This is a genomic window from Sporosarcina sp. FSL K6-3508 (assembly GCF_038615825.1).
Taxonomy (GTDB): Bacteria; Bacillota; Bacilli; order Bacillales_A; family Planococcaceae; genus Sporosarcina; species Sporosarcina newyorkensis.
In genome coordinates this window covers 994,775-1,019,896 of the sequence record NZ_CP152016.1, presented here as the reverse complement: position 1 = coordinate 1,019,896, position 25,122 = coordinate 994,775, and the positions used below count along the sequence as shown (strand labels likewise).

Here is a 25,122-nt window from a genome sequence, read left to right as displayed (position 1 = left end):
GCTGAATGAAGATCAACTTGTTCGTTCTTTTTAATGTTTTACTTACCCCATTTTATACATAAGGCGCCCCATGTCAAGCCGCCACCAAATCCAACCAATACAATCACGTCATCATCTTTGACGCGACCTTCCGCTAAATCATCCGTCAATGAAATTGGAATAGAAGCTGCGGAAGTATTGCCGTATTTATGAACGGACTTCGACATCTTTTCAATCGGCAATCCTAAGCGCTCACGCGAAGCCTCCATAATGCGTATATTCGCTTGATGAGGAACCAGATAATCCACATCATCTTTAGTAAGTCCTGCTTTTTCAGTGACTGAGAGCGCAGATTCGCCCATCTGACGGACTGCGAACTTAAATACTTCGCGACCGTTCATTTCGATGAACTCTCTATGGCATAGGTGTTTACCTCCAGAACCATCCGCACCTAGTTCAAATGAAAGAATTCCTCTTCCTTCACTCACTTTCCCTACAACTGTAGCACCTGCACCATCTCCAAACAAAACAGCTGTGTTGCGATCTTCCCAGTCTGTAATTTTAGACAGCTTTTCCACGCCGACAACTAAGACATAATCGTACGTGCCTGCTTCGACAAATTGCTTTGCAGTCACCACACCATATATAAATCCTGCACATGCTGCCGAAACATCCATTGCAGCCGCATTTTTTGCACCCAAACGTTCTTGAATCATTGTTGAAACGGAAGGAAACGTATAATCTGGTGTCACTGTCGCCACTAGGATAAGACCTATCTGATCAGGGCGAATTTCTGCCGATGCGAGCGCTTCTTTCGCCGCTTCAAAAGCCATGTCTGATGTATTCGTATCATCATCTGCAATCCTGCGCTCTTCGATACCTGTGCGTGTACGAATCCATTCATCTGAAGTATCTATTCGTTTTTCCAAATCTTCATTCGTCAAAACATGTGGCGGGTTGTATTTCCCCATACCCAGCAGCCCTGCTCTCATTTCATCTACCCCGTTTCTTGTCATCTATTATTAGTACCTGGTGTTAATTATAGAAGAAAATCGCTCACTTTTCAATACAAGGACACTTTTTCGTCAAAATTAAATTTATTTATTATTTCATCGTTTTGACCGGCTATGGTATGATGAAGTTTGAAATAGACTAGTCGAGGTGAAAATCATGCAATATATTATGACATTTGTTTGGTCATTCCTATTAGTTGCCATGTTGAACTATGTTGCAGGTTCAATTGTCGAGGCACCATTTGACTTCATGACAGGTGTAATCGTCTCTATCGTTATGGCTGTTGTTGTACTTATTATCACAGCAATTATCCCTGATGAAGCTCCAGCAGACGTATAACACATAAAAAGCGTAAGAACTATTGACAGTTCTTACGCTTTTTAAAATTTCACAGATTAATCTTTCTTGATGAGCTGAACAACTAATTGTCCATCTTCCATCGACAATTGAATTTGTTCGTCTTCCTGCAGACTACCTCTAATCACTTCTTTAGCGACCTTCGTTTCCACATGACGCTGAATAAATCGCTTCAAAGGCCGTGCACCAAAATCCGCATCTGCACCTTCCGCCACAATCCAGTTCACGACGTCTTCATCGTAGCTTAACGTCGCATCCTGCATTGCCAAACGTTCCACTAAATCACCCAACATTTTGCGGGTAATCGACTTGAACGAGTCCGCCGTTAACGAGTGGAAGATAATGATGTCATCCATCCGGTTCAACAACTCGGGTTTAAAATGGCGGCGTAACTCTGCCATAATCAAGTCTTCTCTTGCATGATCTCCGTCTTCTAAGTTGCCTTCTAATAAATAAGCAGAGCCGATATTGGATGTCATAATCACAACGGTATTCGTAAAGTTGACCAACCGCCCTTGACTGTCTGTTATCCGACCGTCATCCAAAATCTGCAGCAAAATGTTCGCCACATCTGGATGCGCCTTCTCGATTTCATCCAGCAGCACGACAGCATACGGGTTTCGTCGAACAGCCTCCGTTAATTGACCGCCTTCTTCGTAGCCGATATATCCTGGAGGTGCCCCAACAAGACGTGACACACTATGCTTCTCCATATATTCAGACATGTCGATCCGGACGAAATGATCTTCAGAATCAAATAAAGTGGCAGCCAGCGTCTTCGCCAATTCCGTTTTCCCGACACCAGTCGGACCTAAGAATAAGAACGATCCAATCGGCTTATTCGGATCTTGAATTCCTGCACGTGCACGCCAAACAGCTTCCGTCACGAGCTGCACCGCGTTATCTTGACCAATAACGCGTTCTTTCAATGTTTCATGCAAACGAAGTAACTTCTCCCGCTCACCTTCCACAAGTTTCGTCACAGGAATGCCTGTCCAACGGGCTACGATGGAAGCAATTTCTTCTTCCGTCACTTCTTCACGCAACAAACGAAGGTCCTGACTTCCTTCCAATGGACTCTCAAGCGCTTTTAATTCTTTTTCCAATTCAGGAATTTTACCATACTGCAATTCAGCAGCTTTATTCAAATCAAAACGAGCTTGCGCATCTTCCAGTTCTCTTCGATAGCGATCGAGTTCTTCCCGCTTGCTCTGAACTTCCTTCAGTGCTGTTTTTTCAGAATCCCACTGCTCACGCATATCTTTAGATGAATCTTTCAGTTGCTGCAACTCTTCTCGCAGCGTAACCAATCGAGATTGACTCATGGAATCTTTTTCTTTCCGCAAAGCCTGCTCTTCAATCTCGAGTTGCATGATTCGGCGAGTTACTGCATCTAATTCTTGCGGCATCGAATCGATTTCTGTCCGAATCATCGCGCTAGCTTCGTCAATCAAATCGATCGCTTTGTCGGGCATGAAACGCTCGGTTAAATAACGATCCGATAACGTGGCGGCAGCGACCAAAGCACGGTCATGTATCCGTACACCGTGATGCAGTTCAAAACGTTCTTTCAATCCTCGCAAAATTGAAACGGTATCTTCAACAGATGGCTCGCGCACCATCACTTGTTGGAAACGACGTTCTAATGCTGGATCTTTCTCGATATACATACGATACTCATCAAGCGTTGTCGCACCGATACAGTACAGCTCACCTCTAGCAAGCATCGGTTTCAGCATATTCCCTGCATCCATCGCGCCCTCCGTTTTCCCCGCGCCGACAATCGTATGAATTTCATCAATAAATAAGATTATTTCGCCATCGCTGTCTTTCACCTGCTTGAGGACACCTTTAAGACGTTCTTCAAATTCTCCCCGATACTTGGCACCTGCAATGAGCGCACTCATATCCAGTTCAAAGATTTTACGGTCCTTCAAACCTTCCGGCACGTCACCTTTGACAATTCGCTGTGCCAACCCTTCAACGATTGCAGTTTTACCAACACCTGGTTCCCCGATCAGCACAGGATTATTTTTTGTTTTTCTAGACAAAATTCGGATCACATTTCGTATTTCTTCATCCCGGCCAATGACCGGATCCATTTTTCCATTTTTCACTTCATCAACAAGATTACGACCAAATTGCTCAAGTGGTGAGCGCTGGTCTTCTTGTACACCATCCATACGCATAAACATCCACCTTCCGTTCATTTGACTTTGACTATCTTTGATTAATTTAATTATAGTCTCTTTTCTACGAGAAGTAAATTAATTTGCTTAGTTAAAAGTTACTTTATTATGCGGTTATTTCCCATAAAAAAACCGTTTGCATTATGCAAACGGCCAATATAATTTTTACACCAATTTACGCGGTGCCACGACAACCCCATCTTCATCTGCATAGACATAGTGTCCGGGAATCCATTCGACATTTCCGAAATGAAGGACTTCTCCACTTTGACCTTCGCCTCGTTTAATACTTTTCACTGGCATGCTGCCGATTGCCATGACTCCGATTTCTTGTGTGCCGAGGTCTGCCGTATCACGTGCACATCCATAGATGATAACGCCAGCCAGTTTTCGTTTTTGTGCAATTTCGCCAAGCATGTCCCCCATTAATGCGCAGCGCTTTGAGCCTCCTCCGTCAACAACGAGTACATTGCCTTCAGGAATCGTTTGCAGTGCTTCTTTTACCAAGACATTGTCTTCGAATACTTTAACTGTGGAAATCGGCCCCGAAAATCGTTTGTGTTTGCCGTAGGAGTTGAATTCCACGGTACATACTTGTAGTTCGTCGATGAAGTCATCGCATAAATCTGCTGTTTTTACTGACATTTCCCTATTCCCCCTAATAGATACTGTTTAACGCTACATCCTTCATATTCGACAAAATTTTGCAATTCCTTCTTTTTCATAGACTGAAATAAAAGATTACAGAGCGAGTAGTCCGAGGGATGGCGGTCCGGGGGATTAAACCAAAGACGTACTCACAACGCTTCGCTTATGTTCGCAAAAGCCGTTCTTCGTTACGGCTTTCGCTCTCTGGTAGCCGCTTTCCGTGGGACGCGGAAGAGTCGCCGGTAAGCATACCGTCTGAATCGTAAATCCCGTTCCACTCACCCCGTCTGTTTTTATTTTAAACAGCACAAAAAAACCATACCACAAAGAGTATGGTTCGGTGATGCATATTAGCGTACGCCAAGTGCCATCTTAGCATAACGGGACATATTATCTCGGGACCATGGCGGGTTCCAGACAATGTCTACTTCTGTATCTTTTACTTCAGGAAGTTCCATTAACTCCTGTTTGATGTTGGCTACAATTTGCGGCCCCATCGGACAGCCCATGGAAGTCAATGTCATCGTGATTTTTGCTAGACCTTCATCGAGCAGCTCGGCGTTATACACTAACCCTAAGTTGACAATATCGACACCTAACTCCGGGTCAATGACGTTTTCCAACGCGCCAAACAGGTAATCTTTGATTTCATCTTTGCTCATAGGAATGCTCCTCTCTGTTATGTGCTATCTTCATCTTACCAACATACTACCTTGCAATCAAATGCTGTGCAAGCCAATCGACTGACGCAAGCATGCCGGGACGCGAAACAGCATGACCTGATTCCTCTTCCGGCATCCAGCCTAAACGTTCCGGATGGTCTTTATAGTCTTGCTGAATTTCAGAATAAAATTCATTTGTAAGCTCAAACGGCACAAGTGTATCCTGCTCACCGTGCCACATGAAAATCGGACGACGATTCAATCTGTTTGGATTTTTCGACAAATCCACTTGCTCCAATGCAGCAAAAAGTTGCTCGCGTTCCGCTGGGGTAACCGGTAATTCTTTGCCAGCACGTTCCGCATAAGCGATCTGTCCTTTAGCAAGTCGTGTAAAAGCTGGAGAACCCATCATAACGGAAGCTGCATCTATCCAGTCATAGCTCGCGAGGCAGCCGAATGTCGTGATGCCGCCCATAGACGTTCCACCGACACCGATTGACGTACTATCCTCTACTAAATCTCTCGCTTTCAACTCTTGACGGATCACGTCTGCTTCCTTAATTGATGTTAAGACAATTTCCCAAAACCGCATTTGCAGTTGAAATTCATCTGTCGATTCTGAACGTGCTCCATGCAATTTCGCATCCGGCAAAATTACTCGGATTCCTTGCTTCGCTAAATTGTAAGCATAATGCAAGTTATGTTCTTTAGCGCTCATGAATCCATGAAAAAAGATGACCGTAGGAATATGTTCTTGGTCTTTGGATTGTTCTACGATATGTAGTACAGGGATATGTTGCCATTGTTCCGAACGAATGATCATTCAAATTCCTCTTTTCTGACAAATGTATACTGTTATTTTAGGATAACAACAATTACGATGGAAGACAAAAACTTCGCCTTGCCCTTGATTTTTTGACTTACTTGCTCCATTAACGATAAACTATGAAGATATAATGAGTAGACTTAATCATATCACTATAGTAGGAGAGGATACGTTGAAACCACATTTAATTGTATTAGACTTAGACGGAACGTTATTGACTGATGAAAAAGTAATTTCTCCAAAAACTGAAGAAACATTGCAACTTGCGGCTTCTGAAGGGCATTATGTCATGATTGCGACAGGTCGTCCATACCGGGCTAGTGAAGTGTATTACCGCCAACTTGGTTTAACTACACCAATCGTCAATTTTAATGGCGCCTTCGTCCATCATCCATCAGACACTTCTTGGAAGACTATTCACGAAACGATCGCCCTTCCAATCGTCAACGAAGTGGTGGAAGCGATGCAGCAGTTTCCGGTTGAGAATATTGTCGCAGAAGTGATGGACGATGTTTATGCACAGTATCATGATGAACGCTTTTTGGATATCTTAAGCTTTGGAAATCCACGAATTACAGAGGGCGATATCCGAAGATCCTTAAAAACGGATCCGACCAGTTTATTGATCCAAGCAAACGAACAAACAGTCGATCCAATTCGTCAGCACCTTGAAGATATTCACGCGGAAGTAATCGACCATCGTCGCTGGGGTGCACCGTTCAATATCGTGGAAATTGTACGCCACGGTTTAAATAAAGCTGTCGGCATAGATGCAGTCTCAAAATGGCTTAATGTCCCACAAGACCGTATCATCGCTTTCGGCGACGAAGACAACGATCTCGAAATGATTGATTACGCAGGAGTGGGTGTCGCAATGGGCAATGCCATCGACCACCTAAAATCCATTGCAGATGAAATAACCGATACTAATAATGAAGACGGCATCTCGCATATCCTGGAAGATCGCCTCTCTTTAGAGAAAGTAAAACTTAAGACAAACAGTAGTAATTGATCGTAAATATATAAGTTCAGGGGGAATTCCAATGAAAATCTTTGCTGACAGTGCATGTGATCTGCCTATATCCTTTTTTGAAGAAAACGAAGTTGAATTATTCCCGCTAAGCGTCTTGCTGAATGGAAATGAGTACGAGGATATCGTAGAAATTAACTCTAAAGAAATATTCGATGCAATCCGCAAAGGACAGCAGCCAAAAACATCTCAAGTTTCTCTGGACACAATGATAACAACTTGGAAAGACCTGGCTGCCTCTGGAGAAGACGGCATCTATATCGCCTTCTCTTCCCAGCTTTCCGGCACCTACCAAACAGCTGTCATGGCAAGCGACCAAGTAAAAGAAGGCAACCCCTCCATGAATTTAGTACTCATCGACTCACGTTGCGCTTCACTCGGCTATGGCCTGCTCGTCAAGGAAGCTGTTCGATTGCGTAAGGAAGGGCTGGATGTTCGAGAAATCGAACGAAAAATCCGTGCTATGGCTTCTCATATGGAGCATTTATTCACAGTAGAAGACTTAGATTATTTAGCAAAGGGCGGTCGAGTATCCAAAGCGAGCGCATTTTTCGGCGGCCTTCTCAATATCAAACCTTTACTGCATGTTGAAGGCGGAAAACTGGTACCAATTGAAAAACACCGCGGTCGTAAAAAAGTCTTCCGGCGCATGATCGAAATGATGGAAGAACGCGGCAGTAATTTAGAAGAACAAACCATTGCGATCAGCCACGGAGACGATCTCACAACCGCAAATGAATTCAAAGCGATGATCGAAGAAGTAATCCAGCCAAAAGCAATCGAAATCCACCAAATCGGCTCGGTCATCGGTTCCCATGCAGGTCCCGGCACCATTGCACTTTTCTTTTTGAATAAAGTAAGTTCATCTTAATATATTAAGATGACAAAGAAAGTTCACCCTAACCTAAAGTTTTTCATTGCCGGTAACATTGCCAGGGTTTGGAGCGCAAATTCCGTTGCATTAATTTATTTAATTTCAGTGAAGAAAAAAGCCAGCCCACAAAAACAAATTGAGGGCTGGTTGTTTATTATGTTATTCCTTCGCTTGTTCTTCTTTCGACGCTTCATCTCTCCTGCGCTGTCTTCCCTTGCGAATCACCGAAAACAAGAATGCCAGGAAGAAGACATACACTAATATCGAAGCAATCAGATAAGGTGTATTGAATCCTTTATCATCCTCTACGATATAAACTTCAGCTAATTCACGGTCCAGAACGATGTGAAATTTATTGTCTTTCGTTTCCTTGACTAAATCTTGACCTAATACACCACGCAACTTTTTCTTTTCCCCAATTTCTGAAGGATCAATCTCTAAGCTTTGTACTTCAGATGTGTTATTGATCGCGATGATCCATTTTTCCTTTTCAGAAGAACGTTCGAACACGATAAATCCATCTTTATTGTGCAAAATCTTGAAATCACCGGATCGCAATGTTTCGGAATCATTACGAAGCGTGTTAAGGTCACCAATCCACTCATGTAATTCCATATCTGTCTTAAAGTTAAAGAATGGATGTGATTCTGGTGCTTCTTTTCCGTTCACTGCAATTTCTGTCGCATACGGAACTAACGGAACGCCCGGCAACATGAATTGCGCAGTTGTTGCTACCTTCCAACGAGTGGGCGGGAATTGGCGCAATTCCACCATTTCATAAGTGAAACGCGGTCCTGTCAAATCATCAAATTGCAGAAGTTTGTCCGCATCCTCATTGGTGAAAATATCCAATGCAGAAGAATCAGGATTCACCTGTACAAACGACTTTTGAATTGCCTGACTGCGCTCTTCAGCCGGTACACTGTCGAATGCGGCTTCGCTAGGCTCGTTGGTAATGACGTATAATCCTTCGCGCATCTCTTTCAGCGCATTGATCATCTTATCAAGAAACTTTGTGTCTGCCTGCTCAAGATGCGTCAGACGGATTCCGTCAATTTTATAATCCTCGACAAATTGCACAGCTGCACTAATGATTTGATCTTGCGCTTTCGGTTTACTTAAATCCCAATCAATCGTTCCGTCTTCAGCGGGGATTGTCGGGAGCTGACTTGCCCAGACATGGTCGGAACTAACGTTTCCAAGTGGAAAATCCGCCATGACTTTCAATTTATTGTCATGCAATTCTTTGATCAGTTCAGTAAATTCCTTTTTCGTTCCGAAATGCGGTTCGATCTCTGAATAATCGAGTACTTGATTCCCATCATACGTTGCTGTGCTGAAAACAGGGCCAACGGAAATCATTGTAAAATGCATATCGAGCAAATGTTGCAATCTGTTGCTGATCCCAGCAAAGTCCCCGCCATTGAAAGCATGAGGGTCCCTTGCATTGACTTCTATATCATTCGATCCCAAGCCGTTATTGAAACGGTCAACGAGCAGATCATAGATACTTTCATCACTGAAGGATTGCTTCGTATCAGCGTATGTGATCGGTTGTGCTATGGATAGGGCAAGCATGCATGCTGCCAGTAGTCCGGTGATTCGTTTCACTGTAGTAAATCCTCCTTACGCAAACTCTTTTATTAGTTTATCAAACGGCTGAAGGTGACGCCATTCTTTCTTCATAAAAGGGTGAATGCTCATTGTAAATACGGCAATCTTGTGAATTGCAGCTAGGTGCAAGCAAACAAAAAAACAGAGGGTGGAATGTTATGAATTCCTCCTCTGTTAGCTCTTTCCGGTCATTTAATTGTCATCTTCCGAAAAAAAATCCGGATCTTGCTGTTTACGCGAACTAACGAAAACGGAGACTGCAAACAGCGCCATCAACAAGAGGACTACTGCTAAGAAGATCCATCCAGTCTGTGTTGACATTTGCCCATCTCCTTTTGTTCTAATCGTTCGGTATTATGCAAAAAAGTCGAAACCGAGCGGCAGTTTGAATCCGATGAATAGAGTAGCCAGCAAGAACACAACGAATAAAATCCACATAAGACCTGTATTCTTCCCCTTGCTTCCTCGGACCAATGTCATCTCCATGAATCCGATCGTCAAAAGACCTAATAAGAATTTAATGCCGTATAGCATCGAATCATTCGTCTGGTATTTGAAAAACAATGCAGCACCAGACACAATAATTAAAATATAAAACAAACGCAAAATCATATGTGTAATCTTTTTCCCTTTCGTTCCTGCAGCCATACTAGCTGAAGCTAGAAAGAGAATGATACCCACTACCCAAGTAAATATATGAAAGTGGGTCGTATCTGTTAAGAATCCCAATCCTGACACCTCATTTTATTATGTAGTCGAATGATACTTTACCATGTTTTCCAATCGACTACTATTCTATTGCTCATATTATCGAAACTGTAAATAAATTTTATTCGAAACGATTCACCAATGTCCCGATTCCTTCAATTGAAACTTTCACCGTATCGCCTTGCTTTAAGAAAGTAGGCGGCGTCATGCCCTTCCCTACGCCAGCTGGAGTGCCTGTTAAAATGACATCACCCGGTTCAAGCGTTACATATTTGGAGATTTCTGCAATTAATTCATCAATTTTAAACATCATGGATGACGTATTGCCATTTTGACGTACTTCATCGTTCACTTTTGTGACGACTGATAAATTCTGTGGGTTTGGAATCTCGTCTTTCGTTACAACATAAGGCCCCATTGGACATGTGCCGTCTAGACTCTTACCAAGGAAAAATTGTTTATGGTCAGCTTGGACATTTCGTGCAGTAATATCGTTACCGATCGTGTAGCCGAATACATAGTCATACGCTAATTGTTTTGGAATGTTTTTTCCTGTTTTACTGATGACGACGGCAAGCTCTCCCTCGTAATCTAGGGAATCTGTCACATCACTATGAATTGGCAGCGTCTGCTCATCTCCGGCAATTGCTGTCGGAGCCTTTGTAAATATCATGACCTTTTCAGGCGGTGCTTCTGCTCCCATTTCCTGCGCATGCTCTGCATAGTTCTTGCCTACGCACATTACATTCTTAGGCGTACGAGGAATCGGTGATAGCCATTCAACATCAGTAAATGCATATTTAAATTGCGCCGCATTTTCACCCGCTTCAGTTTCCTCTACTAATTTACGAACCATTTCCACAAAATCCATGCCAAGGGACACGGCCTCGATCATCGTCTTCGGAAAATCTGCTTGCTGCTGTGCTTGCGCCATAGCGAGCACATCCCAAACTGCTTCCTCACGTTTCACTTTCGGTCCGAATAAAGTTTGCCCTTCGTAACGGAATGACAATAATTTCATGTGTATGCCCAACCCTTTCCATGTGTATTCACATACTACTATGTTACGACAAAATCTATACTTTTTCCTCTTTATTACTAAAATTCTTCCCATAAGACAACTTTCTCCATACATATTCAAGAGGTCCGATGCGGAATTTCGACAGCCAAATTTGTGCTGCGATCAATTGGATCACAAATATTCCGATCGCCAGCCACGTACCTGTCACTATATCTACTTTACCATAGAGACCAGCTCCGTATGAATAGAAAATCAGCGTCGCAATGATCGATTGCATGATATACGTCGTGAATGCCATTCTCCCGAGCGTTGCGAACGGTTTCGTCACGATTTTCAGGAATGGAATTTGCCATAACAACATCAACAGAGCAGCGTATCCTATCGCTAGAATCGGCCCGCCAAATGTTGACTGTACAATTATGATATTTTCAAATTTCGGTCCGTCGATGTACGGTACATTCTTCAATAAAACACCCAATGTAATACCGACGATCATGGTGACGACCAATTTCCCTTTCATTGCATACATCTTCTCGACGACTTTCCACTTCGAAAACGCAGCACCGAGCATCATGAGCGGCAAAACAGCGAAAAATGACGTGAACACACCGACTACTCCGAACGTGAACCATTCACCCAGCCGAAACATGAAGATTTCTCCAAATGAACCGTGTGCATAAGCCGAGATGGCAAGCTCGATCTGATGGATATCCACAAAGCCGTCGAGCAAAGAATTCGGATTAATTTTCCGGCTGAAGACGAGCAAGATATACACCAACACCGAAGGCACGATATATAAGACAAGTGCCAATGAAAACAGCCATTTCTTCGGTATCCTAACAAGAGCGATCATTACAAAGCCCATGATGGCATACGTAAATAAAATATCTCCAAACCAGATCAGCAACGCATGCAGAATTCCGAATAAGAGCAGCCAACTCATGCGGCGTGCCATGAACGGTGCAAACGGTGTATGGTTCTTCAACGATTTCTCATACTGCATATTTAATCCGTAACCGAACAGCATCGCAAACAGCGGATAGAAACTCGCTTCGACAAACACATCAATAAAATGAAATGCCGACTGTTCACCCGGCGTTGAAAACCATGTATAGGGATCCATATACGCATAAGGCGAATGAAAGTGCAGCATATTTGCGATGATAATTCCTAATAAAGCAATTCCCCTTAGAAAATCGAGTCCTTCAACTCGCTTCGTTAGGGAAGTAGGAGTCAACTTCAAACCAATTCCTCCTGTAGTCTAATTGTTTTCGCTCCATCAAATAAGTAGAGGAGCATTTCTTTTATTTCAATAGCCAAAATGGATTGCAGTACATTTTTATATAAATTCAACTGCGTACCATAGCGTTTCTGCATTTCATTCGACAAAGCTTTTTCCGAATGAAAACCGCTTACTTGGTCCGTTTTATAATCGACGAGTACCCATTCCCCATCTTCATGGAACAAGCAATCCGCGATCCCTTGCAAGAGTTGGAACTCTCCTTGTTCAGCAGGCAGCGCATAGGTGAATGGCATTTCACGCAATACTTGATCGGCTTGTTGCAGGCGTTTGCCTAAAGATGTTCCATAAAACCGCACAATTGCATCGGCATCAACAGCAGCCACCTCTTCTTTCGTCAGCAACTCACGTTTCTCTAGTTCCTCTACAAACTCGCTAGCTTGCGTTACATTTAAAGGGCGCTTCAGATCAATATGCTGCATGACGGTATGCATGGCCGTTCCGACTTCCGCTTTCGTCAAGGAACGCTGCTGCAAAAAGGACGGTCGATCATGCAGGAAGGACGGTTTATTCGTTATCTCAGGTGATCTCTCTTCAAACGGATCGGCATCTCCCCGTTCTAACTCCAGTAGGGCAATCCGTTTCAATTCACTGACAGACTGCTTGGAAGGCATTTCTACCGCGTGCTCATACAGATAGCGCGCCTCAAACCGATTTTGGATCGTTTCTACTAATTGTGAATCGGCAGTAAACGAAGTTTCACTGTCCAACGGGATCCAGTCATCGACTTCCACGGCATCTGAACTGTGAAATGCTGAAAACGGATAGGCATTGACGTCCCAGGAAGACGAATCGTCCATCAATTCGCCGCCAACCGCCTTGCCGAACTTGCCGAAATCGATATGGCGTGCAATCGCGGGACCAATCCAATCTAGATAACCGCCCGCCCGCGAACGCTTATACTCAGGCAGCGGAGCAGATGGATCGAGCAGCTGTGCTTCCTGCCATTGACTGACTGCCTTTTCGATATCCTTCACTGAGGCAATCAGTTCCAGATGCTCTTTCGCCCGCGTCATCGCCACGTAGAGCACACGCATTTCTTCTGCACGCATCTCCAGCTCCTTCTTCTCTTTCACAGCGAGGAACGGAAGTGAAGTGAATATGATGCGTTTTTCGGGATCAATCGCTTTGACGGCCAATCCAAAATGCTGGTCGAATAAATACGGCTGATGAAAGTCCATTTTATTGAACGGACGTCCCATCCCAGCTAAAAATACATAAGGGAATTCCAGACCTTTCGACGAATGAATTGTCATGATTCGCACGACATTTTCTTTCTCACTCATGAAACGCGCTTCCCCGAGATCGTCTCCTCGTTTTTGCATGCGATCGATGAAACGCAGGAATCGGAACAATCCTCGGAAAGACGTCTTCTCATATGCCATCGCTCGATCATGCAGCGCACGCAAATTGGCCTGACGCTGTTTACCATTCGGCAGAATTCCGACCATTTCATAATAAAACGTATCCTGATATACTTTCCAAATCAAGTCCGACAGCGATCCATGGCGCGCCATATTACGCCAGTCCTCGAGTCGCAGGAAGAAACGCTGAAGCTTCTCCTGTGTTACCGGCTCCACGCCAGCGCCGCCTGTCTGAATGAACGTTTGAACCGCTTCGTAAAACGGAGCATTCGGTTTCGCCAGGCGGATTTGGGCCAGTTCATTTTCGGTCATACCGACAAACGGTGCACGCAAAACCGATACGAGCGGAATGTCTTGATACGGATTATCGATGACCCGCAATGTGTTGAGCATAATCATCACTTCAATCGCATCGAAATACCCGGAAGACAATTCCACATAGACCGGAATGCCGGCTGCTTTCAATTCATCCGCTATCTCACTGGACCACGTCATCGAGCGCATCAAAATGACAATATCGCGATACTCAAGCGGCCGTTTCTTGCCGCTGAATGCATCCGCCACTTGCTCCTTATCAGCCTGCCACTGCTTGATTTTCTGTGCAATGAAACGCGCTTCAGCCTGTGACTTCTTCAACTCTTGCTGTGCTTCCTGCTCTTCCGATAAATCCGCGTCCTCTTCATTCTCATAAAGAATCGTTAGCCCGGCCGCCACTTCTTTCTCTGGATATTGCGCACCATATTTCAATGCCGCTGCGTCATCGTATTCGATTTCCCCGACACGCACACCCATAATCTGTTTGAAAATGAAGTTCGTCGCATCAAGCACTTCCGTACGGCTCCGGAAATTCGCATTCAGATCAATTTTCAGTCCTTGATCGAGCGGTTCTGCCGTAAAGCGTTCGTATTTGCCCAAGAACAGACCAGGTTCTGCAAGCCGGAATCGATAGATTGACTGTTTGACATCGCCCACCATAAACAAATTGCCGTCCGCTTCTCCGCCTTGCTTGATCAATTGAAGAATTGCTTCCTGCAAAAAATTCACGTCTTGATACTCATCAACCAATACTTCAGCAAAGCGATTTTGATAATCCATCGCAATATCAGAAGGTACAAGTTTTCCGTCTTTCTCATCCGAAAAGATTTGCAGCGCATAATGTTCCAAGTCAGAGAAATCCACAAGCCCTCGTTCTTCTTTCAGCGCCTGATAACGAACCGCAAAATCTTCGACCAACTCGACGAGTGTTTGCATCAATGGAGCCATCAGACGGATTTCTTCCAGCAATCTCTCCGGTGTCCGCGTAAAATAGGTCTCTTTCAATGCGTTAACAATTTTTTTGACCGACTCGCGCATCGCCTTACCACGCTTCGCCAGTTCTTCATCGCAGGAATCTTTCTTGATCATCCCTGCTTTCATCCATTTAAGTGTCTGGAAATAGGCATAGACATCTTCCCAATTACCGTTGATGACGTATTCCAGTGCATCATCAATCCATGCCTCATCTGCTTTCGCCGTGTCAAGAAGCGGCAGCGGACCGTCATTCATCTCAGCAAGTCGCTGCAAATCCTGCGCCACTGTCTTCGCTTCTTCCAACGTATGTCGGATAGCCAATTTCAGCGGCTCGATAAATGATAATTCATCAATCGTTGCGTCATCGCCGATTTCATATTGTTGCGGAATCATCTGGAGCCATTCAGCAGGATTCGGATGTACGCGTGAATAATCATATAACCGGTCAATCAATGTCTCGATCGCCTGGTCGTTACGGTCCGCGGTAAAACTATCACTCAGTCGATAGATCGCTTCCGGGTCTGGCTGGCCATAGGCATCCTCAAGCACCAATGCAATCGTATCATCACGCAATACCGCAGCTTCTGTTGGATCTGCAATACGGAATCCGGGATCGATGTCGAGCACGTAGGAATATTGCCGGACGACTTGCAGGCAGAAGGAGTGCAACGAAGATATTTGAGCTTTATTCAGCAAATTCAACTGTCTGCGCAAATGCACCGAAGTTGGATCGTTCAAAATAGCTTCTTCCAGCGCACTGGCCATACGATGACGCATTTCTGCCGCAGCTGCATTCGTGAACGTCACGACAAGCAGCTGGTCGACGTCAATCGGCTGTTCTGTATTCAACACTTTTTCAATCATCCTCGTAATGAGGACTTTTGTTTTTCCTGAACCTGCCGCGGCTGACACGAGAAGGTCTTTGCCGGATGCATAAATGGCTTTCCACTGTTCATCCGTGAACGTCTCATGTGGCGGTTTAACGGGAATTTTCATCGCAGCCTATCTCCTTCCGCATTTTATCTAATGATTCTTCAGGCTTAAACGCCGTATAGTTTCGTGCCGGCTGTGTCGGATCGGTCCGATCAAACTGGCAAATCGATTGATACGAGCAAAATTGACATGGCATATGCTCTTTCAGGCGGTACGGGTACACTCGCGTATCCCCTGCAAGCATGCCATCTCCCGCCTGTTGATGCCGTTTGCGGACGAATGAACGCATCATATTTAAGTCTTCCGTAGGTACCACTTTCGACGTGGAATAAAAGGAGCCGTCTTTTTTCAGCCGTGCCGGGATAATGAGCGATTCACTCTCAATATTGTCATCCATTGCAAGCGCCACTTCGGCATCTTCCACGATATACCCTTGCATTTTGTACGATTTCATCAACTCTTTTTCCACTGCATCCTCGGCGAGCTCTTTCGTCAAGCGTAGCATCGGATTGTGCACATACATATAGAGCACGCCCGCCGGATCCGCATGGACACCGAGCCAATCCTCTGCGTGTTCGAGCGCCACATCTAAATACGTCAGCATCTGAAGCGACAGTCCGTAATACACTTCGGTCAAATCAAGCGCACGAGCGGAAGATTTATAATCGACGACACGCAAGAACGTCTGATCATCCTTCTTCATCGTATCGATGCGATCAATCCGTCCTCTGATTTTCATTTGCTGACCTTGTTTCAAATGAATTTCAAGCGGCGGAATTTCTTCATTCGGACCGAATCCTGCTTCCATGGCAATCGGTGTGAATCTTGAATTGCGGGCTTGTGACTGTAAGGCACGGATCGTCCGCTGAATAATTTGCATCAGCTTCCGCTGAATGTACGCATACCGCTGACTGGACAGCAAGATCCGATGGAAGAACATTGGCGTCAACGCTTCAATCGCCTCTCGTCCAAGCTGCCAGCACTGTTCTTTCGTCAGAGATGCCCACGATAATCCCCGCTTCATCACTTCATCCGATACCCACTTCAGGGCGGCATGGAAAAGATCCCCGATATCGGGTGCTTCCAAATGGAACTCAAAACGCTCCTGCAAACCAAGTCCGTACGTCGTGAAATGCTGGAACGGACAACTATAATAAGATTCGATACGGGAAACACTCGTCGTAAAAGACGAACCGTATAAACCAGCCGTCAGATGCGGATCGAGCATTTCGGTTTTCTGCCGTTTCAGCGCCGGCTGTACGATCGACTGAATGATCGACGACCACAGCGGATCCTCTTTATAATAAGCGAGCACCGCCTGCCACTCCGGTGCAATGGCCTCCTGCGAATTGGCCTGTCGCATGACACGCACCACATAGGACAACGCGACTTTCGGATGCTCGATATAGTGCATCTTGTTTTCCGTATTAGGCAATTCCGTCGGCTCAATCACCGCTAATTCAACCGGAATGCCCGATGAAATCTGCTGCAATCTCGGAATATAAAGAGACGGAATCAACGCTTTTCCTTCTTCATCCGCAATCGGATAACTGACAGTCAATCGCTCACTTGCTCCGGTGAATGCACGATAAACCATATACGACTCACGCATGAGTAGCATTTTCGAAGTTGGCGCAAGCGTGATACCGAGTTCACTGAACAATTCGCGGTCGCCATCGGACAGCAGTCCTTCCCGGTCACTCCGCAACGGCAAAACACCTTCATTCGCACCGAGGACGAAAAGCGCCTCAACATCCATCGAATTAAACAACTCCACCGTCGTAACGGTCACTTGATCGAGCGATGGCGGAATGAGTTTGAACTCCAGCGTATCAAAACCTTCATCCAAAATTTTAATGGCTGCCTCAACCGGCAATTCCTTATCCCCAAACATCAAGACAAACTGATCCAGCACATTGATCCAGCTATTCCATGCTTGCTCATGCTCTGCCGCCGCACGCAGTCTGTGCTCACTCCGCTCTTCCTTCTGCAACTCTACCATCTTGTCATAGACATTCAGCGACTCCATCGCGAAAAACAATGCTTCCGCCACGTCGCGTCCTGTTTTTGCTTTTTTTAACTGCTTTTCTAATTGCAAAATCGGGTCTCGAATCAAATCACGCGTTTCCGCATACTCCGCCTGCATTGCCAACTCTTCATCGGTTTGAACCGGACGAATCATTTCAAGACCGCGGTAGCGGTTGACCTTCCAGCGTTCTTCATCAAGCCAACGTGAACTGCCATGAATTCCTTTAGCCAGCACGAAGTTCTCCAACCGATCCGCCCGTTCCCTCCATACCCGCTTATTTTCATTCACCGGGAAGAACAAATCGGTTTTCACAGCACGGAACACTGCTTCATACGACCAATCCGTCCGCACCGCCTCGAGCAGTGAACGCGCAAACTCAATGAGCGGATGATGGAGCATCGGTTTTTTCTGACTGATGAAAACTGGGATATCGTATTGAGAAAAGATCGTCTGAATCAATTCGTCATAAACATCTGGCTGTCTATAGACGACAGCCATGCCGCGGTAACGTTTGCCTTCACGCATCATTTTACGAATCGAACGCGCCACTGCGTGAACTTCTGCTCGTCGGTTCGTCGCTTCGATCAATTGGATATGACCTTCCGCTTCGTTCGGCACTGGAGGATAGCGATCGAACTGCGCCTCTAAATGCTGGAGTTCCTCATTCGTAAAACGTTTCATTTCAGTTAAATGAATCCGTTTTTCCATGTCTACAGAATCGCTATGAGCGAGCTGCTGCAGCATCGAATATTGTTGCTCCGCGGTATAGAACAGTTCATGTTCCCCGCTGTGCAGCCTGTCCTCCATCGGCAATACGACGGTGACCCGCTTGGTAAATTTCATTAATTGATTGATGATATTGTATTCCTGTGTGGTAAAGTCTCCAAAGCCATCGATATAGACCGATGCATCTTTCAGCCACTCTGCAAAAGGGATTTGCTCAGCTAAAGCTGTAAGCTGTCCTTCGCTGTCCATAAACGTAGTACCCAGACGCTCTTCGATTTTCTGAAGCAAAAGCTGAAGATCATGTGCTTTGTCCTGCAGTATCCGCGGAGCTTGTTTGTCTTCGAGCAGAGTTGTCAGTTCAGCAAATGCCTGCTGATCGATGCAGTATTTGCTGAATTCTTTCATGACGTCGCTGATTTGCTCAGCAAAGCCATGTTTTGAAGCGGCTTGTTTAAATAAGCGGAATAAATCTTTATTTTCCTCCAGCACGCTGCGCACGAGCATGCGATAGCCGAAGCTGTCGACTTCTTCCCTAGTGATGCCGCCAACTTCTTGCAGCACGCGCCAGGCCAGACGTTTAAATGTCAATACTTGGGCGCGGATCATTCCGGATAACCCAAATTTCGTAGATAGGCTATATTCCATGGAGTAGGATAGCTGGTCGGGCACAATAACAATGATCGGTGGCCCCATCGGCCGCTCCTTTAACTCTTCCGCAATTTCCCTTTCGATAAAGGTGGTCTTTCCTGTCCCGGATCGACCAGTCACAAAACGCAACGACATCTTTCTCTCTCCTTTCTATCCTTGTAAGGTATGGTGAATGTAATTACAGAAAAGCTGGCTAAAATCCAGCGAGCTAGTGTATGGCGGAAGAAGCGTCGGCATTGGACTCACTTCGGCGCTTACGGATGGCTCCCGTAATGAGCCAGTCAGGAAGATCGCCTGTCTGTCTCATCACTCCGCCTACCGCTTGTAAGGCGCCTTCGTTTGATATGTTGAGAAACACATAGCCTAAGCTGTCTTTCACTACTTAGTAGATGCCAATTAGTTCTATTTTTAAATACTATACTCACTAAATTAGCAACACAAGCGAAGCCGCAACTGCGGGGTCAGCCGTTGCCGTGAGCCAACTAGCTCTCTTTGCTAGTTGGCTCATGGCTGAAGGCAATCCCCCAGTGGCGTAGCGGTGACAAAGTACGGTCCTCCGCTCCTTACCAAAACCCATTATAAGTCGGGCAACCGTGACAGCAAAAAGAGTAAGCCCATTGGACTCACTTCGGCGCTTGCGGATGGCTCCCACAATGAGCCAATCAGGAAGAGCGCCTGTTTGTCTCATTGCTCCGCCTACTGCTTGTAAGGCGCCTACGTTTGGTAAGTGAAAGCACTTGGTATATCTATTTGCACATTGGATTCTATGAATGAGCTGGATGCTGAGACCTTCTCATTTTAAACGCCACTCTCGTTATTTTAACCACTCCAGCGAAGCCGCAACTGCGGGGTCGGCCGGAGCCATGAGACAACTAGCGCCCTTTGCCAGAACCCACTATCAGTCGAGCGACGAAACAACAAAAAAATCCTGTCGACTCCTTTCCTTCATTGTACCGAAAGAAAAGATAGACAGGAAATATTTTAAACGTTTTTCTTATCCGACTGCCCCAAAGTGGAGAAACTCTTAAAATCTTCCTCCACCTTCTTCGCCAGCCTGCGCTCAAACCACTTACCAACCAACCACAACAGGAAAATTAGGAAAAACATAATCAACGTGCGAATCGGATTCGTAAACAACGCACGTATATCATGCCCGATATACGTAATCATCAAAATCATGACCAACTTACCAAGCATCAATGCAAACAAAAAATTCTTCTTATTCATATTTGACAAACCCGCCACTAAATTAACAACCGAAGAAGGAGTGAATGGAAAGCAAAGCAAAATGAACAACGGACCAAATCCATTGCGTTCCACCCATCGAATCAACTTCTGCACACGCACCGGCTTTGTCAAAAACGTGAAAAAGCGATTATCCCCGTACTTCCGAATGAGCAAGAACACCGCATACGACCCTGCCACCGTACCTGCCCATGAAAGCAGGAAACCTTGCCAAAAACCAAACGCCAGAGCATTTGCGATGACGAACACGACCAACGGCAGAAATGGCAAAAACGCCTCCAAAAAAGGCGGGATTAAGCCCATATAAAACCCAATCGACTCATATTGCCTTGCCAATTCCTCCACTTTATCAATTGATAGCCATTCCTTCATCGCAAACACCCTCACCGTTTAAAGTTCAATTAAATATGTTTACTTCTCCATATAATTGCAAAAGTCCCTAGCATCTGTCCATTTATAGTATAATAGCAGAAAGATTCTGATAGAAAGATGGGCTGCTTCATATGAATACAACTTTTTCTCAAGGCCTGAAAGCAGGATCGAGCATCGCCATCGGCTACTTTCCGGTTGCCTTAACGTTCGGACTGCTTGCTAAAACAACTGGACTGTCTATGATCGAAGCGACTGCTATGAGTTTGATTGTCTACGCAGGGGCTTCGCAATATATGGCACTTAGCCTGATCGCAACAGGCGTAGCACCTTGGCTCGTCGTCATGAATACATTTATCGTCAACATACGCCATTTCCTGATGACCGCTTCATTAAGCGAAAAAGTGGAACCGGCACCGAAGTGGATGAAGGCGATTTATGCATTCGGTATTACGGACGAGTCATTCTCCGTCCTGTCTACACAAAAGGGCAAGATCACGACAGCTTTCGCATTTGGCGTTGCCTCAATCGCCTACGGCAGCTGGGTTTTCTTCACTGCAGTAGGACATGTTATTGGCGCCAACCTTCCGCAATTTTTACAAAATGCGATGTCTGTGGCGCTCTATGCAATGTTTATCGGATTGCTCGTCCCTTCGATGAAAGGCAATCGCAAAGTTGTCTTGCTTGCCGCAATCGGAGCTGCTATTCATTGCGTGTTGTATTACGGAAATCTGCTGTCCACCGGATGGTCTATTCTGGTCGCAACACTCGGATCCGCTATTTTTGTAGAAATCATTTATGTAAAAAATAACAAGACAGTCGAACATTGGACTGTACAAAAGGAGGCGGATAACTGATGGGCGCTGCATATTGGTGGATGCTGCTCGGGATGGCGATCGCTACGTACGTGCCTCGAATGATTCCTTTGACGTTTTTGGATGGAAAAGAGTTGCCGCCGATCGTCAGCGGGGTACTTCGCAATATTCCGTACGCTGTGCTTGGTGCGCTAATTTTCCCTGCGGTTCTTCATATCCAAGACAATATCCTGTTCGGAGTCATCGGTGCCGTCACGGCTTTTGCTCTGTCTTTCATCGGACTCGATGTCATGTTCGTCGTTATAGGAACGATTGCAGTATTAGCTGTTTATAGTTTGTTTTAATCGCTCTCTTATCTTAATTATCCCCGAAACACTCCTGACTAAAACAGAGAATGCAATTTTAGGAACAAAAAGGCGGTCTTCAAAGAGTTATATGCTTTGAAAACCGCTTTTTTCATTCCTCCATTTGGCTTCTCCGGGCATTGCGCACCATACGTGAAGCAAACCAAAACCCAACCGTTAACGAGACTGCATCTGCTACATAAAGCAGCCAATTATGCGTGTACCCTGCATAGACAGATGCAGCAATCAAGGCCAATGTAAGGATGAGCCCTACCACATGATGGAATGTCACCCTCGTAAAAAACACCACTAAAAGTCCTGGCAACAATGTAGCAAGCAGAAGCTTCGTTTCAAAATCATGCATCGTACTCTCTCCTTTTACCGCACGACTAGCATACCTAGACGGAAATGATCGTGGCGGTACAACACTTGTTGCTTCAGCCGCACTTCACCATCACGACCAATCACCTGCAATCGGCAATGAGCGGCATTCACTTGGATCGCGTCATACAATTCACCTTCATTATGAATCGTAATACCGTTCACCGACTTAATCAGATCACCTGGAATAATTCCCATTTTTTCTGCTGGGGAATCCTCCAGTACAGTAACGACGAAAACCCCTTCAGACTGCGGCACTAATATTAAAGGCTTTTTGCGCTCGGAAACAGAGATCAAAACAGACAGGAAGATACGACACAACACCCCCGCGATCAACGCGGCCCAACCAAGAATCGGCATCCAAATCGCCCCGACGCCTATGGCTGCAACCGCAATCCCAAGCCAAGCGACCGCTGCACCCATTTTAGGAAACAGCACATCTGGGAATGAAGCACGTGCCATCTGCGAAAAACCGATGATCAGCGGAATTGGTACGAATGAAAACTTTTCTGCCCCGAGCGTGAATTGTGGCCAGTAAGGAGCATATTCCGCAACCATATGACCGGGCACTAAGAGAACAACCGGAACTATCCACAACAGTTTTGATTTATATATCGCCGCACGCATTCCTCGATTTGTCGGAATTAAAACCGGTGAAGCATGACGACTCGCATAACGACGGATCAGCAAACCTTCCGTAATTAAAAACAGTCCGGCGATAATCGGAACTGTAATTGCCAATGTGCCGAAAAAGTCCAAATCCTCTTGTACAAACCAATCGTTAATTGAAAAATCTCCCACCCATCGACCGACTGCATATAAACCGAAAAACGCTATCGCTGCATAATAGATCGGTGAAGCTAGTTTATAGGAAAATGATAAGATTACTAGCAACATCACGAGCGAAAAAATTATGATCCAATTAAAATCAACAATTAATCCTACGCCTGCAATTAGAACAGAAAGTAGCAAGCCATGTATCCAGGCAGAAGTAAGCCCATGCTTCATCTCCGTCAAGCCAGCCAGCACGCGGGTCGTAAAGTCTTTTCTTTCTCTCTTGACCCGAACATAGCCGAGCAGCACGGCCGCAAGCAAAGCAACCAGCCAGACTGGATTAAGAAGAAAATATAATATTGCTTCCATAATAGTATTCAGTAGTTCGCTAGACATCATCTATCACCTTCCCGCTCGTCCAAACAACTCTTTTCCCCATTGTACAAAAAATGAAGGGAAATAGCGAATGCAGAACGAAAAAAACGCACCTCCTATGAGATGCGCTCTATTTATTCTGCTAATTCATTTACTAAATAATCAATTGCCATCCTCAACTGCTTATCGTTTTTCGCTTCACCGCGGTACTCCTCCACTGCGGCCTTCAACGTGGTGAAAAACTCTCGATCCATCGCATCATTGTCGGCGATTTGATGGTCTGCACGGAATGCCTGTACTGCTTCAGCAGTATCTTTATCAAAAAAACCGTCTACTCGACCGGTCTCATAATCAAAAGCTTTCAGCATCCGTTGCGCATAAGCGATTTGGTCATTGTAGTGACCCTCTTTAAACGTTTCCGTGACCATTTGTAAATGCTCCGTGAACAGTATACTCTGCTTCACTTCTATATCTGCTTTGACACCTTTTCCGTGAATCCACTTTTCTTTCGGTGTCAGCCATTTATTCGTCGATAGTTTTAACTCGCCACCGTTTGTTAACTCCATCGTCTCCTGCACAGTACCTTTCCCGAAGCTTGTTGTGCCGATGATGGCTCCGCGTTTCAGATCTTTTACAGCTGCGCTTAACACTTCACTTGCGGATGCGCTTCCCACGTCTTGTACGAGTACGACCGGAATTTGTTTCAATCGTTCATTGTAATCGATATCCGCAGATTTCTCTGTCACGAGTGGAGTCAAATTCCCTTTCGCATCCTGCATCACGACAAACACCTTATCTTCGTTCAATAAACTCCCCGCTATTTCGGAGACTGCCATCAAATAACCGCCTGGATTGCCCCGCACATCGATGATAATCGCCTTCGCACCCTGCTTGATGACTTCTGAAGTTGCTTTTTGCCATTCTTTCGCCGTCTCTTCACCGAACATCGTCAGTGCTATGTACCCTAACTTAGCACCTCGTTCTTCCAGCAGTTGATGTGAAACGGACTGCACCGGAATTTGATCTCGAACAATGGTATATTCCATATGTTTATCTGCGTCCGGCCGGAAAATCGTCATCTTCACTTCCGTTCCCTCTTTACCCCGAATCAAATTTACAACTTCTTGCAGCGTTTCATTGCTTAATCGCTCATTGCCTACCTTTACGATTTCATCATACGGCTGCAAACCTGCTTTCTCCGCTGGCCCCCCTTTTATAGGAGAGACGATGATATACTTGCCGTTCGTCCGCGTCACTTCAGCCCCAATTCCTACTCGGGAGCCTGCCAGCGATTCACGGTGTGAAGCTGCTTCTTGTTCCGTCAAATAAGTCGAATACGGATCACCTATCGTGTCCGTCATCCCACGCAGTGCTCCTTCGATGAGCCTGTCCTTTTCGACTGGATAAACTGCTTTTTCTTGAATGGTTTCATACACTTCATCCAGCACAGGCAACTTACTGATGGGCTTTGCTGATTCCGATCCTGATTTTCCGCAACCATTCAATCCGAACAGCACACCGCCGATCAGCAAGATGCTTCCCAATAAAAAAAGCCTGCTCCTACGCATGCATAACCTCCTCCTCCCTCCACTATATGAAGGAAGACA

The 25,122-nt window shown here is 45.3% G+C and carries 23 protein-coding genes; 5 read left to right on the top strand and 18 right to left on the bottom strand.

Annotated elements, in window-relative coordinates; genetic code table 11:
- Nucleotides 1–38: 38 nt before the first annotated feature.
- Nucleotides 39–971: a beta-ketoacyl-ACP synthase III gene (locus MKX97_RS04655; protein WP_078817333.1), complete on the bottom strand. Its 933-nt coding sequence runs from the start codon at nucleotides 969–971 to the stop codon at nucleotides 39–41.
- Between the two features lie 178 nt (nucleotides 972–1,149).
- Between MKX97_RS04655 and MKX97_RS04650 the strand changes: the two genes are divergently transcribed.
- Entirely contained in the window at nucleotides 1,150–1,332 is a 183-nt protein-coding gene (locus tag MKX97_RS04650; protein ID WP_009765726.1) for a YjzD family protein, read from the top strand.
- Between the two features lie 56 nt (nucleotides 1,333–1,388).
- Here MKX97_RS04650 and MKX97_RS04645 read toward each other — a convergent pair whose 3' ends face one another.
- From MKX97_RS04645 to MKX97_RS04630, 4 genes are all read right to left on the bottom strand, one after another.
- Entirely contained in the window at nucleotides 1,389–3,545 is a 2,157-nt protein-coding gene (locus tag MKX97_RS04645; protein ID WP_342537084.1) for an AAA family ATPase, read from the bottom strand.
- A gap of 159 nt (nucleotides 3,546–3,704) precedes the next feature.
- On the bottom strand, nucleotides 3,705–4,184 hold the full coding sequence (rraA, locus tag MKX97_RS04640) for a ribonuclease E activity regulator RraA (RefSeq protein WP_342537083.1): 480 nt from the start codon (nucleotides 4,182–4,184) through the stop codon (nucleotides 3,705–3,707).
- Between the two features lie 353 nt (nucleotides 4,185–4,537).
- Complete coding sequence (locus tag MKX97_RS04635) at nucleotides 4,538–4,849, bottom strand: metal-sulfur cluster assembly factor (RefSeq protein WP_009765729.1); 312 nt, start codon at nucleotides 4,847–4,849, stop codon at nucleotides 4,538–4,540.
- Nucleotides 4,850–4,895: 46 nt separating this feature from the next.
- A complete protein-coding gene (locus tag MKX97_RS04630) occupies nucleotides 4,896–5,672 on the bottom strand; it encodes a prolyl oligopeptidase family serine peptidase (RefSeq protein ID WP_342537082.1) in 777 nt (258 codons plus the stop codon).
- Between the two features lie 175 nt (nucleotides 5,673–5,847).
- Here MKX97_RS04630 and MKX97_RS04625 point away from each other — a divergent pair, with 175 nt between their 5' ends.
- Together MKX97_RS04625 and MKX97_RS04620 are read left to right on the top strand one after the other, a co-directional pair.
- Nucleotides 5,848–6,687, top strand: a complete 840-nt coding sequence (locus MKX97_RS04625) for a Cof-type HAD-IIB family hydrolase (RefSeq protein ID WP_342537081.1) — start codon at nucleotides 5,848–5,850, stop codon at nucleotides 6,685–6,687.
- A gap of 31 nt (nucleotides 6,688–6,718) precedes the next feature.
- Complete coding sequence (locus MKX97_RS04620; protein ID WP_340758465.1) at nucleotides 6,719–7,576, top strand: DegV family protein; 858 nt, start codon at nucleotides 6,719–6,721, stop codon at nucleotides 7,574–7,576.
- 162 nt (nucleotides 7,577–7,738) lie between these two features.
- Here the strand turns inward: MKX97_RS04620 and MKX97_RS04615 are convergent, their stop codons facing one another.
- From MKX97_RS04615 to MKX97_RS04570, 10 genes are all read right to left on the bottom strand, one after another.
- Nucleotides 7,739–9,190, bottom strand: coding sequence for an alpha-amylase family glycosyl hydrolase (locus tag MKX97_RS04615; protein ID WP_342537080.1), 1,452 nt, complete (start codon nucleotides 9,188–9,190; stop codon nucleotides 7,739–7,741).
- A 195-nt stretch (nucleotides 9,191–9,385) separates the two neighbouring features.
- Nucleotides 9,386–9,514, bottom strand: coding sequence for a hypothetical protein (locus tag MKX97_RS04610; RefSeq protein WP_281250648.1), 129 nt, complete (start codon nucleotides 9,512–9,514; stop codon nucleotides 9,386–9,388).
- 33 nt (nucleotides 9,515–9,547) lie between these two features.
- Entirely contained in the window at nucleotides 9,548–9,922 is a 375-nt protein-coding gene (locus MKX97_RS04605) for a YisL family protein (protein ID WP_078817328.1), read from the bottom strand.
- 100 nt (nucleotides 9,923–10,022) lie between these two features.
- Nucleotides 10,023–10,922 carry a fumarylacetoacetate hydrolase family protein gene (locus MKX97_RS04600; protein ID WP_040758326.1) on the bottom strand — a complete coding sequence of 300 codons (900 nt, stop codon included), beginning with the start codon at nucleotides 10,920–10,922 and terminating at the stop codon, nucleotides 10,023–10,025.
- 55 nt (nucleotides 10,923–10,977) lie between these two features.
- Nucleotides 10,978–12,165: a DUF418 domain-containing protein gene (locus MKX97_RS04595; protein WP_342537079.1), complete on the bottom strand. Its 1,188-nt coding sequence runs from the start codon at nucleotides 12,163–12,165 to the stop codon at nucleotides 10,978–10,980.
- Nucleotides 12,162–15,872, bottom strand: coding sequence for a helicase-exonuclease AddAB subunit AddA (gene addA / locus MKX97_RS04590; RefSeq protein WP_342537078.1), 3,711 nt, complete (start codon nucleotides 15,870–15,872; stop codon nucleotides 12,162–12,164). Before addA ends, MKX97_RS04595 begins: the two co-directional genes overlap by 4 nt.
- On the bottom strand, nucleotides 15,856–19,347 hold the full coding sequence (gene addB, locus MKX97_RS04585; protein ID WP_342537077.1) for a helicase-exonuclease AddAB subunit AddB: 3,492 nt from the start codon (nucleotides 19,345–19,347) through the stop codon (nucleotides 15,856–15,858). Before addB ends, addA begins: the two co-directional genes overlap by 17 nt.
- Before the next feature lie 73 nt (nucleotides 19,348–19,420).
- A complete protein-coding gene (locus MKX97_RS04580; protein ID WP_176132517.1) occupies nucleotides 19,421–19,591 on the bottom strand; it encodes a hypothetical protein in 171 nt (56 codons plus the stop codon).
- A 45-nt stretch (nucleotides 19,592–19,636) separates the two neighbouring features.
- Complete coding sequence (locus MKX97_RS04575) at nucleotides 19,637–19,900, bottom strand: hypothetical protein (RefSeq protein WP_342537076.1); 264 nt, start codon at nucleotides 19,898–19,900, stop codon at nucleotides 19,637–19,639.
- Between the two features lie 293 nt (nucleotides 19,901–20,193).
- Nucleotides 20,194–20,829 carry a TVP38/TMEM64 family protein gene (locus tag MKX97_RS04570; protein WP_009765741.1) on the bottom strand — a complete coding sequence of 212 codons (636 nt, stop codon included), beginning with the start codon at nucleotides 20,827–20,829 and terminating at the stop codon, nucleotides 20,194–20,196.
- A 131-nt stretch (nucleotides 20,830–20,960) separates the two neighbouring features.
- On the opposite strand from MKX97_RS04570, the gene MKX97_RS04565 reads away from it, so the two are divergent.
- Nucleotides 20,961–21,683 carry an AzlC family ABC transporter permease gene (locus MKX97_RS04565; RefSeq protein WP_009765742.1) on the top strand — a complete coding sequence of 241 codons (723 nt, stop codon included), beginning with the start codon at nucleotides 20,961–20,963 and terminating at the stop codon, nucleotides 21,681–21,683.
- Nucleotides 21,683–21,985, top strand: a complete 303-nt coding sequence (locus MKX97_RS04560; RefSeq protein WP_009765743.1) for an AzlD domain-containing protein — start codon at nucleotides 21,683–21,685, stop codon at nucleotides 21,983–21,985. Before MKX97_RS04565 ends, MKX97_RS04560 begins: the two co-directional genes overlap by 1 nt.
- A gap of 112 nt (nucleotides 21,986–22,097) precedes the next feature.
- On the opposite strand, the gene MKX97_RS04555 is transcribed toward MKX97_RS04560, so the two are convergent.
- The 3 genes from MKX97_RS04555 to MKX97_RS04545 form a co-directional block, all read right to left on the bottom strand.
- Nucleotides 22,098–22,349: a CsbA family protein gene (locus tag MKX97_RS04555; RefSeq protein WP_340758457.1), complete on the bottom strand. Its 252-nt coding sequence runs from the start codon at nucleotides 22,347–22,349 to the stop codon at nucleotides 22,098–22,100.
- 14 nt (nucleotides 22,350–22,363) lie between these two features.
- Entirely contained in the window at nucleotides 22,364–23,539 is a 1,176-nt protein-coding gene (locus tag MKX97_RS04550) for a PDZ domain-containing protein (protein WP_342537075.1), read from the bottom strand.
- 110 nt (nucleotides 23,540–23,649) lie between these two features.
- The gene (locus MKX97_RS04545; RefSeq protein WP_340758455.1) at nucleotides 23,650–25,083 is read right to left on the bottom strand and encodes a S41 family peptidase; all 1,434 of its coding nucleotides are present in this window, start codon (nucleotides 25,081–25,083) and stop codon (nucleotides 23,650–23,652) included.
- Between the last annotated feature and the right edge of the window lie 39 nt (nucleotides 25,084–25,122).